The sequence below is a fragment of the Streptomyces sp. YS415 genome (genome assembly GCF_023544665.1).
Taxonomy (GTDB): domain Bacteria; phylum Actinomycetota; class Actinomycetes; order Streptomycetales; family Streptomycetaceae; genus Streptomyces.
Window position 1 is genome coordinate 188,874 of record NZ_JAMJFL010000015.1, and the last position, 14,866, is coordinate 203,739.

Genomic DNA, 14,866 nt, shown 5'->3' on the forward strand with positions numbered 1-14,866 from the left:
CGGCTACCGGATCTCGAGGATCTTCTCCCGCATCGCGTACACCACGGCCTCCATCCTGGAGTGCAGCTGCAGCTTCTCCAGGATGTTGCGCACATGGTTCTTCACGGTGTTCTCGGAGATGAACAACTCCTTCGCGATGTCGCGGTTGTTCATGCCCGTGGCGACCAGCTTGAGGACCTCGAGCTCGCGGTCGGTCAGCCGCGGCGCCGGCACCAGTCGGCGCTCGTCCGTCCGCTGGATCATCGACTTGAACTCGGTGAGCAGCTTCGACGCCATCGAAGGGCTGATCTGCGACTGGCCGTCGGCCACCGCGCGGATGGCGGTGGCGACCTCGTCGGTGGAGATCTCCTTGAGGAGATAGCCGGTCGCGCCCGCCTTGATCGCGTCGTAGAGGTCGGCCTCCTCGTCGCTGATCGTCAGCATGATGATCTTCGCGCTGGGTGCCACCTCCTTGATGGAGGTGCAGGCCTCGATCCCGCCCCGCTTGGGCATCCGCACATCCATCAGCACGATGTCGGGCAGCAGGTCGGCGGCCTTGTCCACGGCCTCGGCGCCGTCGCCCGCCTCCCCGACGACCTGGATGTCCTCCTCGGCCGCGAGCACGATCTCCAGGCCGCGCCGGAAGAGGGCGTGGTCGTCCACGACGAGGACTCTGATCGGCTCCTTGCGTGGAGAGCCCGTGTCCGGGCCCATGCCGACGACACTGCCGTCGGCATCCGCGTCCCGCATCGGTCCGAAGGTGTCCGCCATCGTTCCTCCCCCTGAAGGCTGTGGCTGGTCAGGTGCCATCGCCAACCCAAGGCAGCGGCCCACCGGTTGGGCCGGTGCGGCCATGATTCCATGCCCGGACGACAGCGCGGTGACAGAGCGGGGCGCGAAGTGGTCGCACACCGGTGCCCCTGGGGGCGCACACGCGCTCCAGGGGCACCCGCTCGCTTCTCAGTAGGGTGGCTCAGCCGCCCAGCGTGCCACCGGCCGCCTGGCTCTCCCCCTCAGTGACCATGGGGTCCGTGTTGAGGTGGATGACTCCGTAGTCGTAGGCGTGCCGCCGGTAGACGACACTCGGTTCCTTGGTCTCGGAGTCGATGAACAGGTAGAAGTCGTGCCCGACCAGTTCCATCTCGTAGAGGGCCTGGTCCAGGGTCATCGGGGAGGCGACATGCGTCTTCTCGCGAACGACGAGGGGTCCCTCGCCCTTCACTTCCAGCGAGCCGATCTTCTTGGTGGGGACGCCGTCCGAATCCTCGTCCTGGGAGGAGTGGCCGTTCCCGTTGAGGGTCGCCGCGCCCGGGACGTGGTCGGGGACCTCGGCCGCCGTCAGCCGGCGCGCGCCTCGCCGTGAGTAGCGCTTGTCGTGCTGCTTGCGCAGCCGCGCGTCCAGCTTTTCCGCCGCCAGGTCCAGCGCCGCGTACGGATCGCTGGCCGCCGCCTCCGCCCGGATCACCGGACCGCGGGAGCGGAGCGTGATCTCCACTCGGTCACTGCGGTCGGCCTGTCGGGGGTTGGGCTCCTTGGACACCTCGACGTCGAGGCTGATCACCTTGCCATCGAGCTTCTGGATCTTCTCCAGCTTCAGCTTCTCGGCCACGTGCTTGCGGAACCGCTCGGGCACCTCGGTCTTGCGGCCCTTGACGACGATGTCCACGCAGAACTCCGTTCCCGGATCGCTCCGCTCCAGCGGCGGAGCATCTCCCTTTTGCACCAGGCTCCGCTTCCCGGAGCCTCGGACTCGGTGACGTCCACCTCCTCCTCCCCCACGGGCAAGATCTCCACCCCACCGGCTCGGGTGAATACGGAAAACCCGCAGCACGGCATTCAGATATGAGAGGGATGGCCTGCGCCTTTCTCTCACAACCGAACATATCTCGCCCGGACGGATGTCGTCACCCTCTACAGCGGCATACCTCCGTTCAGGTGAATTGCTCCTCTCATTACCTGCAACGATGCAAGTTCACAGTCAGTTCCGGTTTATTTCGAAAGCGTCCGGCGGAGCCGCGACGACGGCCGCGCACAGCACCTCACCTGCGCGGATGCCGCCCGCGTTGCCCGGCACTCCGGGCATCCGTACCCCCTCGGCCATCACTCCCGTCCTTCGTTCCTCTCTGTCTTCCCGAGTTACCGCTCCGCACACCGCGTTCGCCTCATCACCGCGGCCAACCGGCCGTACCGCATCGAGCGATGCCGTCCGCACGAGTGCCGCCCCTTCCCGTACCGCGCGTGCCGCCTCCGCCAGGGAGGCGCCGGTCGTCATCAAGTCGTCGACGAGGACCACCGAGCCACCGCCCAGCAGCCGCTCCCCACCCGGCGCCACCCGCAGCGCACCGGCCAGATTGTCCATCCGCTGCCGGGAGTTGAGCCCCGACTGATCGGCCACGGCACGCCGCTGCCGCAGCACGGCGAGTACCCGCGCGGCGGTCCCGGTCCGCCGCAGCTCGGCCGCCGCGGCGAGCGCGATCCGCCGCGCCGGGTCATGCCCTCGCGCCCGCACGGCCCGCCGCGCCGACGGCACGGGCACCAGCAGCACCGGTGCGGGCCACTGGTCCGCCCCCGACGGCTGGCGGAGCCCGGCCCGCACGGCCCCCGCCAGCGCCACGCCGAGCGGCGCCGCCAGGGCCAGCGCGCCCCGCTCCTTGTGGGCCAGCAGGGCGGCGCGCACCTCGTCCGCGTACGGTGCCGCGGCGTACGCCACGGGCAGCCCGGGCGGCTCCGGCACCGGTCGGACCCGGCGCGGTGCGGCCCCGCTCAGGGCCGTACGGCACTCCGGGCAGAGCACCGCACGAGGCCTCCCGCAGCCTCCGCACTCGGCCGGCAGCACCAGATCCGTGAGGTCCTGCCACCACCCCCGCATGCCCTCCACTGTGCCAACCGGGGCGCCCACCGGCCACCCCTGTGGATAACCGCCTGTGGATAACCCCGGGACGGCGACCTGCGCACAGCCGGAAAAGCGCGTGGCGAAGACCGCGAGGGGCCTTTCCGGAAAGGGAAACGGCCGCCTCCGTCGGAAGCGGCCGTCGTACTCCTCGGGCGGGCGGGGACTCACCCCGGATAGACCGGCGCGGTCCCGTCCGTCACGACCTTCTGCCACTGCGCCCCGGCCTGGAGGCGCACGATGCCGTCCTCCGAGTACGCCACCAGCGGCAACCGGTCGTCCTCTGCCGCGGCGATCTCCTCGACCCCGGTCAGCGCGGCGGGGACCGGCCCTTCCGGAGTGGATCCGTCGACCTGGACGTACCGCACCGTCTGCACACCGTCCTGCTCGCGCCCGACCACCACGAGCCGGCTGTCACCCGCCCACGACACGGTGGTGACCTCCTCCAGCTCCGGCGTCGCGGACCGCAGTTCCTGCACCGTCACGACCGGCCGGTCCTCGCCCGGCTTGTTCTCCCGCTCGATCCGCCCGATGAGCAGGGCCGAGGTGTCGCCCTTCGCGACGACGAGCGCGATCCGCACCCCGTCCGCGGCCACCCGTACCGACTCGATGCGCCCGTCGAGACCCGGGGTCTGCACCTCGACCGGTTCGCCCGCGCCGTTCTCCAGCAGGAGCAGCCGGGGGTCCTCGGGGTTGCGGTCGGCCACCCACAGGTCGTGCCGGGAGTCCCAGCTCGGCGTCGTCAGCCGGTCCTCGGCCGTCTTGCCGGTACTGCGCAGCACCGGGTCCCCGAGCGACCCGCCGGACACCAGCGAGCCGACGTACAGCTCCTTGCCCTCCACGCCGACCCCGGCCGCCATCCGCTCCTCGCGCGAGACCGCCACGGACCGCAGCTGCGTGTTCCCCTCACCCAGCGCGCCGGGCACCGGCTCCGGCGTCCGGGCGCCGTCCTCGGCCGCCGCCATCCGCACCAGCCGGTGCTTGTCGTCGACGTAGTACAGGTACTCGACGTGCTCCGTGGACCCGCGCGCGGCCGTGCCCTCGGATGCCTTCTCGGTGAGGGAGCACAGATGCTTGCCCCCCGACTCCAGCTCGACCTCCTCCAGCGAGGGAGTGAGGCTGCGCAGGGTGAACAGCAGCTGGGCGGCCATCTCGGTGCACTTGCTCAGGCCGACCCGGGCCGCCCTGCCGTTGAGCGGGACGGTCAGCTTGTTCTGCTCGTCGGGCGTCAGCGTGGTGACACCCTTCTGCAGCGCGGTGCCGGTGGGAAAGCTCGTCCTGACCACCGGGCTGAGCCAGGTGGTGGGCCCGTTCAGCAGGGAACGCACCATCTGCTTCATCGGATCGACGCGCTCACGGACGTAGACGGGATCGGCGACCGCCGCCGTCCGACCGCTGCCGCCGGCCACCGTGTTCGAGGCGAAGTAGTACTTGTTGACCGACGTGTAGTTGCGCTCGAAGTCGCCCTGTCCCATGACGACGCCCTGGGGCAGCCTGCCGATGCGCCACTGTCTGGTCTTCGGGTCCTGGGTCAGATGCAGCAGCGACTCGTACACCCCGTCCGCCGGCGCGTACGACTGCTGCTCGTCCACCGTGGCGATCTTGGCGCCGCTCAACGCGAACGAGGTCTCCCTGACCCCCTCCCGCCCCCGTGACCTGGGCAGCTCGAAGGCGTCCGGACCGTCCGCGAGGACCGTCGTGCCCGTCGTGGGCCGCCAGGTCTTCGCCGCGTCCTCGGTCAGGTACTGGCTGGCGATCTCATAGTTCGGATCGTCGCTGGTCAGCGCCTCCAGAAAACCCTGGACGAGCTGGGTGGGCGTGGCGTCCTCGGAGGGCGGCATCGCGAAGACCCGCACCTGGGTGTCCTGCCGCGCGGTGGAGTCCACCCCGCTCAGATCCCCGCTGTCGGGCATCGAGGCACACCCCGCCAGCAGTACGGCGCCACAGGCGGCGGACGCCGCCGCGCGCCCCGGCCTGCGCCGGGCGCCCCCCACGCGGTCAGCGCCCACGGAATGCCTCCCCTTGCCTGCTCGGGCCCTCGGCCGGCCCGGCGTCCTCGCGCGCTCGCTCACCGGCGGGCGCGTCGTCCTGTCGTCGCGGGCCCGATGCGGGCCGCGGCACCACGCGCGCGCCATTGCCGGGCAGCGCCGTCGGATCGGCCGTGGGGGCCGCTCCGTTCAGCCGCTGGGCCAGCGGGTCCCGGGAGGCCATCGCGGCCGCCTGTTCGCCCGTCTGCTGTGCCGGGACGGTCGCGCTCTTCTCCCCGCGCGGGAGACCGGCGTCGTCGAGGCCGCGGTTGCGGCGCGAGTCCTTCGGCTCCAGCGGTACCGGGGAGCCCCGCAGCGGCTCGTCCGCGGTCCGCGGCAGCGTCAGCCGGAACTGCGAGCCGCCGCCCGGCTCGCCCCAGGCCTGGAGCCAGCCGCCGTGCAGCCGGGCGTCCTCCAGGGCGATGGACAGCCCCAGACCCGTTCCGCCGGTGGTACGCGCGCGAGCCGGGTCGGCCCGCCAGAAACGGCTGAACACGCGCGTGGCCTCGCCGGGCTTGAGCCCGACGCCGTAGTCGCGCACCGCGACCGCGACGGCCCCGCCCGCCGAGGCGAGCTTGACGACGACGTCCTTGCCCTCGCCGTGCTCCACGGCGTTGACCACGAGGTTGCGCAGGACCCGTTCCACCCGCCGGGCGTCCGCCTCGGCGACGACGGGCTGCTGGTCGCCCACCACCCGGATCGTCGTGCCCTTGCGCTCCGCGAGCGGCTCGGCCCCGCTGACGACCCGCCGCACGACCTCGCGCAGATCGATCGGCTCGGCCTCCAGCGCCGCCGCACCCGCGTCGAACCGGCTGATCTCCAGCAGATCCGCGAGCAGCGACTCGAACCGGTCCAGCTGATCGGCCAGCAGCTCCGCCGACCGCGCGGTCACCGGATCGAAATCCTCCCGCGCCTCATGGATCACATCGGCGGCCATCCGTACGGTCGTCAGCGGCGTCCGCAGCTCGTGCGACACGTCGGACACGAACCGCCGCTGCATCCGCGACAGGTCCTCCAGCTGCTGGATCTTCAGCTGCAGGTTCTGCGCCATCTTGTTGAAGGCCTCGCCGAGCCGCGCGATGTCGTCCTCGCCGGTGACCTTCATCCGCTCCTGGAGCCGCCCGGCGGACAACCGCTCGGCGATCCCGGCCGCCATCCGCACCGGCGTGACCACCTGCCGCACGACCAGCCAGGCGATGGCGCCGAGGAGTACGACGACGAAGAGCCCGGCGGTCGCCAGCGTCCCCTTGACCAGGCTCAGCGACTTCTCCTCCTGCGTGAGCGGGAAGAGGTAGTACAGCTGGTAGGGGTCGCCGTTGGGGTCGTTGACCTGCTTGCCGATGACGAGGGCCGGCTGGGACTCCTTGTCGGCGTTGTAGATGATGCGGGTGTAGCTCTGGGCCGCCGCGGTGCTGCTGTCGATGCGCTCGCGCAGGTTCTCGGGCACGCTCGCGGTCGGGTCGACGTAGTTGGAGGCGCGCGGACCGCGTCCGCCGCCGCTGTCCCCGCCCGCGGGCAGGGTCACCACTTCGAAGGCGCCCTGGCCGCCGCTGGAGAGCTGCTCCACCAGGTCGCTCATCCACTGGATGACGTTCTGGTCGGAGCGGCCGTCCGTCGCGGTGCCGTCGTCGCCGGGCCCGGCAGCGCCTGCCTCGTCGGCCGTGGTCTTGGCCGCGGAGAAACCGCCGGTGGCCTGGCTCTGCGAGGCCTTCACCTTGGCGTCCAGCAGGCCGTTGCGCACCTGTCCGATGACCACGAAGCCCAGCAGCAGGACCACGCCCAGCGACATCAGCAGGGTCGTGACGACGACCTTGAGCTGGAGGTTGCGCCGCCACAGCCGCATGACGGGCAGCAGCGGCCGGCGCACCCAGCGCATGAACAACCGGAGGACCGGACTGCCCTGAACCCCGCCCTGGAGCAACCCGCTCTCCAGGAACCGTCGCCAACGGGAGCCTGCCGTCCCCCGGCCGACAGGCCGCCCCCCGCGAGCCCCGGACCGGCCGGGCGCCGAAGCGGCACTGTCACCGGACATGTCAGCTCGGTCCCGCCTTGTAACCGACACCACGGACGGTCACCACGATCTCCGGCCGCTCCGGGTCCTTCTCGACCTTGGACCGCAGCCGCTGTACATGAACATTGACCAGCCGGGTGTCGGCGGCGTGCCGGTACCCCCACACCTGCTCCAGCAGGACCTCGCGGGTGAACACCTGCCACGGCTTGCGCGCGAGCGCGACCAGCAGATCGAACTCCAGCGGGGTGAGCGCGATCGACTGCCCGTCCCGCTTCACGGAGTGGCCGGCCACGTCGATGACCAGGTCGCCGATGGCGAGCTGCTCCGGCGCCGGCTCCTCCGACCTCCGCAGCCGCGCCCGGATCCGGGCGACCAGCTCCTTCGGCTTGAACGGCTTCACGATGTAGTCGTCCGCGCCCGACTCCAGGCCCACGACGACATCGACGGTGTCGCTCTTGGCCGTGAGCATGACGATCGGTACGCCCGACTCCGCCCGGATCAGACGGCAGACCTCGATGCCGTCCCGTCCGGGCAGCATCAGATCGAGCAGCACCAGATCGGGCTTGGCCTCACGGAAAGCGGCCAGCGCCTTGTCGCCGTCGGCTACGAAAGACGGCTCGAAACCTTCACCACGCAGCACGATGCCGAGCATCTCGGCCAGTGCGGTGTCGTCGTCGACGACAAGGACTCGTCCCTTCATAAACGACATCATCCCATTCTCGTAACAGTGACCGGGTCGCTGGTGAGCGAGGTCACTGGCCTGTGACGATAGTCGTACCGAGCCGTCACTGTCTGCCCTGGCCCCACCGGGCGCGCGGGTGACGGCCCCGAGCGGGCCGTGCCCCTTGATGATCCCAGTGGTTCCCGTGCCCGCGCGCAAGATCATCACCGCTGCTGTCCTGACCGCTGCCGCCCCGGCCATGGGCGCCTGTTCCCAGGGCAGCACGATCGACCATTCAGGCCCCTCGGCCGAACACCGGCCTCGGGCCGGGCCGCAGCACGCCGCGGCCCGGCGGTCCGGCCCCGCCTAGCCGATCGTCACCTCCCGCGACCTGGCACACACCTCGGCCAGCGCCTCAGCCGTCACGGGCGACACCACACCCACTTCCGTCACGATCGCCGTCACCAGCTCCGGCGGCGTCACGTCGAAGGCCGGGTTGTACGCCTGTGTCCCGAGCGGCGCCACCGGTATCCCGCCGCCCGGCCCGGTCAGCGGCACCTGCGGCGCGGTCAGCTCGGTCACCTCGAACCCGCCACGCTGCTCCACCTCGATGGACGCCCCGTCGGGGGTCTCCGGGTCCACCGTCGTCACCGGAGCCACCACGATGAACGGCACATGGTGGTAGCGCGCCAGCACCGCCAGCGGATAACTCCCCACCTTGTTGGCCACCGACCCGTCGGCGGCGATCCGGTCCGCCCCGATGAGCACGGCGTCCACCTCACCGGCCGCGAACAGCGAACCCGCCGCGTTGTCCGTCAGCAGCGTGTACGCCATCCCGCTGCGCGCCGCCTCGTACGCCGTCAGCCGGGCACCCTGCAGCAGCGGACGCGTCTCGCCCACCCACAGCCGCCGCAGCTGCCCCGCCCGATGCGCGGCCAGCGCCACCGCGAACGCCGTGCCCTCCCCGCCGGACACCAGCGATCCGGTGTTGCAGTGGGTGAGGATCCGGTGCCCGCCGCCGGGCAGCAGCTCGTCCAGCAGGGCCAGCCCACGCTCGGCCATCCGCGCACTGGCGTCGGCGTCCTCCGCGTGCAGCTTCCGCGCCGCGGCCAGCGCCGCCTCGGCCGCCTTCCCCGAATCGCCGCTCCGGGCCAGCTCGGCCCTGTGCGCGGCCTGCGCCCTGCGCACACCGACGGCAAGGTTCACGGCGGTGGGACGGGCACCCGCGAGCGCGTCCGCCGCGTCGTCCACGTCGAAGCCACGCACGGCGGCCAGCGCGACGCCGTACGCCCCCGCGATTCCGAGCAGCGGCGCCCCGCGCACGGCGAGCGAGCGGATCGCCTCCACCAGCACCGGCGCATCCGTACAGACCAGTTCGACCTCCTCTGCGGGCAGTCTCGTCTGGTCGAGAAGGACCAGTACGGGGCCTTCGGGCGGCTCCTCCCACCGGATCACCGGTATCTCGGTCGGCCGCTTGTCCTCGCCGGATTGCGCGTGCTGATCAGCCATGCGGTCAGTCTGCCCGGAATCCGGCGGACAATTGAAGGTGTGCAGCCCATACCTTGGCCGGTCCCCGGGTGACCACCCCATGGCACGATGGCTGCCAACCTGCCGCCGCGACCCGCGGACGGGCACCGTGAAGGAGCGACGATGAACGACACTCCGGGCTGGGCCTCGCCCGGATCCGCCCCGTCCGACGGACAGGAGCCCGGCACCTCCGGCCCTGACCGGCCCGCCGACCGACCGGAGTCCGAGCAGCCCGCGGACCAGTCCGGCCCGCAGCCGCAGGGCTCCGGCCCGAAGTGGTCCAAGGAGCAGCCGCCACCGGCCCAGTGGTCCGCACCCACCGGCCCCACGGCCCCGGGACAGACCCCGCCGCCCCCGCCCCCCGGCCCGGGCTGGGGCAACCGCCCCCCGGCCGGCCCGGGAGGCTACGGAGGCCCCGGCGGCGGATACAGCTCCTGGGGCGGCGGTTGGGGCGGCCCCCCGCCCGCGGCCAAGCCCGGCGTCATCCCGCTGCGCCCGCTCGGCGTCGGTGAGATCCTCGACGGCGCCGTCTCCACGATGCGCGCCTACTGGCGCACGGTCCTCGGCATCGCCCTCACCGTCGCGGTCCTCACCGAGATCGTCGTCGTCCTGCTCCAGGGCTTCTTCCTGAACGACCGCATCGACACCGACGCCCTCGAGGACCCCAGCGCCACCTTCAGCGAGCTCAGCCGCGCCATGGGCGACGCCATGCTCAGCCTCGGCGTCATCTCCGTGATCTCCCTGATCGGTACGGTCGTGGCGACCGCCCTGCTCACCACCGTCACCAGCCGCGCCGTCCTGGGCAGGTCGGTGACCATCGGCGAGGCCTGGAGCGACGCCCGCCCGCAGCTCGCCAGGCTGTTCGGCCTGATCTTCCTGCTCGTGCTGATCGCCTTCGGCATCGTCGCCGTGGGCGTCCTGCCGGGGGTCCTGGTGGCCGCCACCGGCGCCGGTGAGGTGGGCGCCGCGCTCACCGCCCTGGGCAGCCTCTGCGCCATCGTCGTCGCAGTCTGGCTGCTGCTGCGCTTCTCCCTCGCCTCGCCGGCGCTGATGCTGGAGAAGCAGGGCATCGTGAAGTCGATGAGCCGCTCCGTGAAGCTGGTCCGCGGCTCGTGGTGGCGCATCTTCGGCATCCAGCTGCTGGCCATGCTCATCGCGAGCATCCTCGCGTCGATCATCGCCATCCCGTTCGCCTTCCTGGCCGACGCCTTCGGCGGCTCCAGCGGCAGCGGCCTCCTCGACAGCGGCAGCGGCGACCTCAGCTGGACGTACCTCGTCGTCAGCGGCATCGGCTCGGTGATCGGGTCCATGATCACCTTCCCGATCTCGGCGGGCGTCACCGTGCTCCTCTACATCGACCAGCGCATCCGCCGCGAGGCCCTCGACCTCGAACTGGCCCGCGCCGCCGGCGTCCAGGGCTACGGATCCGACACCCCGGGGAGCTGAATCGGTGAGCCTGGCGGGGGGAGTTCTCACCGCGGCGCCGGCCCTGCCGCGCACCGCCGTACGGATGTCATCGCATGTCACGGACGCGCTGTCCCGCGCGCGCTCCGGCGACGAACCGCCGGTGACGATCCCGCGCGACCCCGCGCGGGAGGCCGCGCGGCGCGAGCTGTCCAAGCGGATGTACCACGAGAACGAACCCGGCCTGTTCCAACGTGCCCTCGACGCCTTCTGGGGCTGGGTCGACGACCTGTTCAGCAGCGCCTCGGCCGTGGCCCCCGGAGGCCCGTTCGGCCTGTTCGTCGTCATCCTCGCCGTACTCGCCGTCCTGGGCGCCCTGTGGTGGCGCCTGGGCACCCCGCGCCGTGAACCCACCTCGGCCGCCGCCCTGTTCGATGACCGCCCCCGCAGCGCCGCCGAACACCGCGCCGCCTCCGAGGCACACGCCGCCCAGGGCCACTGGAACCAGGCCGTCCAGGAACGCATGCGGGCCATCGTCCGCTCGCTGGAGGAACGCGCCCTCCTCGACGTCCGCCCCGGCCGCACCGCCGACGAGGCAGCCGCCGAAGCCGGCCGAGTCCTGCCCGGCCACACCGACCGACTCCGCACCGCCGCACGGGACTTCGACGACGTGACGTACGGCGGCCGAGCCGCCACCGAGCCGTCGTACCGGCGCGTCGCCGAGCTCGACCACGACCTGGAGCGCACCAAGCCCCACCTCACCAGCAGCGCCCACAGCGCGGCCCCCCACACCCACCAGGGAGCCGCCCAGTGACCACCGGGGCCACCCTGCCGTCCACCTCGGCCTCCCCCACCGCCCGCCAGGTGTGGACCCGCGCGCGAGGCATCGCCCTCGCCCTCGTCATCCTCCTCGCAGGCGCCGTCGCCATCGCGGTGGTCCGCTCCGACGCCCGGCACGGCACCCTCGACCCCCGTTCCGCCGACGCCCAGGGCAGCCGCGCCGTCGCCGAACTCCTCGCCGACCGGGGCGTGTCCACGCGCGTGGTCACCACCCTCGACCAGGCACGCGCCGCGACCGGTCCGGAAACCACCCTCCTGGTCGCCGCCCCCGACCTGCTGACCGAGCGTCAACAGACCGCGCTGCACACCGCGATCGCCGACAGCGGCGGACGCACCCTCCTCGTCGCCCCCGGCGGCTGGTCCGTCGAACGACTCGTCCCCGGCGTCGTCGCCGACCCCGCCAAGAGCCTGGACTCCACCCTCCGGCCCGACTGCGACCTCCCCGAGGCCCGGCGCGCAGGCGCCGCCGACACCGGCGGCATCCGCTACACCACCACCCACCTCCAGGCAGACTCCTGCTACCCGAGCGAGCGCCTGGCCACCCTCCTGCGCATCCCCGGCGCCGGGGACGGCGACACCGTGGTCCTCGGCGCGCCCGACATCCTCTACAACGACCACCTCGACGAGCAGGGCAACGCCTCGCTCGCCCTCCAACTCCTCGGCTCCCGCCCCCATCTGGTCTGGTACCTCCCCTCGCTCTCCGACTCCACCGCCGCCGACCCCGAAGGTGAGCGCGACTTCTTCGACCTGCTCCCCTCGGGCTGGCTCTGGGGCACACTCCAGCTCTTCATCGCGGCAGCCCTGGCCGCCCTCTGGCGGGCACGCCGACTGGGCCCCCTCGTGCCCGAAAAACTCCCCGTGGCGATCCGCGCCTCCGAAACCGTCGAAGGCCGCGCCCGCCTCTACCGCAAGGCCGACGCCCGCGACCGCGCCGCCGCCGCTCTTCGCTCCACCACCCGCACCCGCCTCGCCCCCCTCGTAGGCGTCCCCGTCACCCAGGCGCACTCGCCCGAAGCCCTGCTCCCCGCACTGTCCGCGCACCTCCGCGGCGACGGACAGTCCCTGCACGCCCTCCTCTTCGGCCCGCCGCCCGGCGACGACGCAGCCCTCATCTCCCTCGCCGACCAACTCGACGCCCTCGAAAGTGAGGTACGCCGTCCATGATGGACCCGACCACTGACAACGCCGGGCAGAGCGGGGACCGGCCCGATTCCCGGGCATCCCTGGAAGCCCTGCGCGCCGAGATCGCCAAAGCCGTGGTCGGCCAGGACCCCGCCGTCACCGGCCTCGTCGTCGCCCTCCTCTGCCGCGGACACGTTCTCCTAGAAGGAGTCCCTGGGGTCGCCAAAACGTTGCTCGTCCGTGCCCTCGCATCCGCACTCGAACTCGACACCAAGCGCGTCCAGTTCACCCCCGACCTCATGCCGAGCGACGTGACCGGCTCCCTGGTCTACGACACCCGCACCGCGCAGTTCTCCTTCCAGCCCGGCCCGGTCTTCACCAACCTCCTCCTCGCGGACGAGATCAACCGCACGCCCCCCAAGACCCAGTCGTCCCTCCTCGAAGCCATGGAGGAACGCCAGGTCACCGTCGACGGCACCCCCCGTCCGCTCCCGGAGCCCTTCCTGGTCGCGGCCACCCAGAACCCGGTCGAGTACGAGGGCACCTACCCCCTCCCCGAAGCGCAGCTGGACCGCTTCCTCCTCAAGCTCACGATCCCCCTGCCCTCCCGCCAGGACGAGATCGCCGTCCTCACCCGCCACGCCGAGGGCTTCAACCCGCGCGACCTGCGCGCCGCGGGCGTACGTCCCGTCGCGGGCCCCGCCGACCTCGAAGCCGCCCGCGCCGCAGTGGCCAAAACGACGATCTCCCCGGAGATCACGGCCTACGTCGTCGACATCTGCCGCGCCACCCGCGAATCGCCGTCCCTCACCCTCGGCGTCTCCCCGCGCGGCGCGACGGCCCTCCTCGCTACCGCCCGCGCGTGGGCATGGCTGACCGGCCGCGACTACGTCATCCCCGACGACGTGAAGGCCCTGGCTCTGCCCACCCTCCGGCACCGCGTGCAACTCCGCCCGGAAGCGGAAATGGAAGGCGTGACGACGGACTCCGTCATCAACGCGATCCTCACCCACGTCCCCGTCCCCCGCTGATGGCATTCACCGGCCGCGCCGCGCTCCTCGCAGCCCTGGGCTCGCTCCCCGTCGGCATCTGGGAACCCAGCTGGACCGGCATCCTCGCCGTCAACGCCCCCCTCGCGGTGGCCTGCGCCTGCGACTTCGCCTTGGCCGCCCCCGTACGCCGCCTCGGCCTGAGCCGGTCCGGCGACACCTCCGCACGTCTCGGCGAAACCGCGGACGTGACGCTCACCGTCACCAACCCCTCCGGCCGCCCCCTGCGCGCCCACCTGCGTGATGCCTGGCCGCCGAGCAGCTGGCAGCCCGGCACGGAGATCGAGGCTTCCCGCCACCGCCTGACGGTCCCGCCCGGCGAACGCCGCCGGCTCACCACGCGCCTGCGCCCCACCCGTCGCGGCGACCGCCAGGCCGACCGCGTGACCATCCGCTCCTACGGCCCCCTCGGCCTCTTCACCCGTCAGGGCACCCACAAGGTCCCCTGGGCGGTACGTGTGCTGCCCCCCTTCACCAGCCGCAAGCACCTGCCGTCCAAGCTCGCCCGCCTCCGCGAACTCGACGGCCGCACCAGCGTCCTCACCCGAGGCGCAGGCACAGAATTCGACAGCCTCCGCGAGTACGTCCCCGGCGACGACACCCGCTCCATCGACTGGCGCGCTACGGCCAGACAGTCCGCGGTCGCCGTACGCACCTGGCGCCCCGAACGCGACCGCCACATCCTCCTGGCCCTCGACACCGGCCGCACCTCAGCCGGCCGCGTGGGCGACGCCCCCCGCCTCGACGCCTCCATGGACGCGGCCCTCCTCCTCGCGGCCCTGGCCTCCCGCGCCGGCGACCGCGTGGACCTCCTCGCCTACGACCGCCGGGTACGCGCCCTGGTCCAGGGCCGGACGGCCGGCGACGTCCTGCCGTCCCTGGTCAACGCCATGGCCACGGTGGAACCCGAACTCGTCGAAACGAACGCCCGCGGCCTGACCGCCACGGCCCTCCGTACGGCTCCCCGCCACGCCCTCATCGTCCTGTTCACAAGCCTCGACGCGGCCCCGATCGAAGAGGGCCTGCTCCCGGTGCTCGGTCAACTGACCCAGCGCCACACCGTCCTCCTGGCGTCCGTGGCGGACCCGTACGTCGCCCGCATGGCCAAAGCCCGTGGCACGACGGATTCCGTCTACGAGGCAGCGGCCGCGGCGCAGGCCCAGAACGAACGCCACCGCACAGCGGACCAGCTCCGCCGCCACGGCGTCACGGTGGTCGACGCGACCCCGGACGAATTGGCCCCCGCGCTGGCAGACGCGTATCTGGCCCTGAAGACCGCAGGCCGCCTCTGAGAGGGCTGGTAAAAGACGGTAAACGCAGAAAACCCCCGTACCGAATAAACGGTACGGGGGTTCG

Annotated in this window: 12 protein-coding genes; 5 read left to right on the plus strand and 7 right to left on the minus strand. The window is 72.1% G+C overall.

The genetic code is table 11. The annotated features are described in order from the left end of the window. Positions 1–3: 3 nt before the first annotated feature. From M8H82_RS21320 to mtnA, 7 genes are all read right to left on the minus strand, one after another. Positions 4–750 (minus strand): response regulator transcription factor, encoded by a 747-nt coding sequence (locus M8H82_RS21320; RefSeq protein ID WP_250076418.1) that lies wholly within the window; start codon positions 748–750, stop codon positions 4–6. Positions 751–952: 202 nt separating this feature from the next. Beyond that, the gene (gene hpf / locus M8H82_RS21325) at positions 953–1,645 is read right to left on the minus strand and encodes a ribosome hibernation-promoting factor, HPF/YfiA family (protein ID WP_374211681.1); all 693 of its coding nucleotides are present in this window, start codon (positions 1,643–1,645) and stop codon (positions 953–955) included. A 312-nt stretch (positions 1,646–1,957) separates the two neighbouring features. Beyond that, on the minus strand, positions 1,958–2,848 hold the full coding sequence (locus M8H82_RS21330; protein ID WP_250076419.1) for a ComF family protein: 891 nt from the start codon (positions 2,846–2,848) through the stop codon (positions 1,958–1,960). 188 nt (positions 2,849–3,036) lie between these two features. Beyond that, entirely contained in the window at positions 3,037–4,878 is a 1,842-nt protein-coding gene (locus M8H82_RS21335) for an LpqB family beta-propeller domain-containing protein (protein ID WP_250076420.1), read from the minus strand. Continuing rightward, positions 4,868–6,928, minus strand: a complete 2,061-nt coding sequence (gene mtrB / locus M8H82_RS21340) for an MtrAB system histidine kinase MtrB (RefSeq protein WP_250076421.1) — start codon at positions 6,926–6,928, stop codon at positions 4,868–4,870. The genes M8H82_RS21335 and mtrB overlap by 11 nt, the downstream gene beginning before the upstream one ends. Position 6,929: 1 nt before the next feature. Then, positions 6,930–7,619, minus strand: a complete 690-nt coding sequence (mtrA, locus tag M8H82_RS21345) for a two-component system response regulator MtrA (RefSeq protein WP_187283109.1) — start codon at positions 7,617–7,619, stop codon at positions 6,930–6,932. A 315-nt stretch (positions 7,620–7,934) separates the two neighbouring features. Further along, positions 7,935–9,077 (minus strand): S-methyl-5-thioribose-1-phosphate isomerase, encoded by a 1,143-nt coding sequence (gene mtnA / locus M8H82_RS21350; protein ID WP_250076422.1) that lies wholly within the window; start codon positions 9,075–9,077, stop codon positions 7,935–7,937. Between the two features lie 141 nt (positions 9,078–9,218). On the opposite strand from mtnA, the gene M8H82_RS21355 reads away from it, so the two are divergent. The 5 genes from M8H82_RS21355 to M8H82_RS21375 are packed head-to-tail and all read left to right on the plus strand — an operon-like array spanning position 9,219 to position 14,802. Beyond that, positions 9,219–10,541, plus strand: a complete 1,323-nt coding sequence (locus M8H82_RS21355) for a glycerophosphoryl diester phosphodiesterase membrane domain-containing protein (RefSeq protein ID WP_250076423.1) — start codon at positions 9,219–9,221, stop codon at positions 10,539–10,541. Between the two features lie 4 nt (positions 10,542–10,545). Next, positions 10,546–11,313 (plus strand): DUF4129 domain-containing protein, encoded by a 768-nt coding sequence (locus tag M8H82_RS21360; protein WP_250076424.1) that lies wholly within the window; start codon positions 10,546–10,548, stop codon positions 11,311–11,313. Continuing rightward, complete coding sequence (locus tag M8H82_RS21365; RefSeq protein WP_250076425.1) at positions 11,310–12,503, plus strand: DUF4350 domain-containing protein; 1,194 nt, start codon at positions 11,310–11,312, stop codon at positions 12,501–12,503. Before M8H82_RS21360 ends, M8H82_RS21365 begins: the two co-directional genes overlap by 4 nt. Then, a complete protein-coding gene (locus M8H82_RS21370) occupies positions 12,503–13,492 on the plus strand; it encodes a MoxR family ATPase (protein WP_250076426.1) in 990 nt (329 codons plus the stop codon). The genes M8H82_RS21365 and M8H82_RS21370 overlap by 1 nt, the downstream gene beginning before the upstream one ends. Further along, entirely contained in the window at positions 13,492–14,802 is a 1,311-nt protein-coding gene (locus M8H82_RS21375) for a DUF58 domain-containing protein (protein ID WP_250076427.1), read from the plus strand. The genes M8H82_RS21370 and M8H82_RS21375 overlap by 1 nt, the downstream gene beginning before the upstream one ends. Positions 14,803–14,866: the final 64 nt, after the last annotated feature.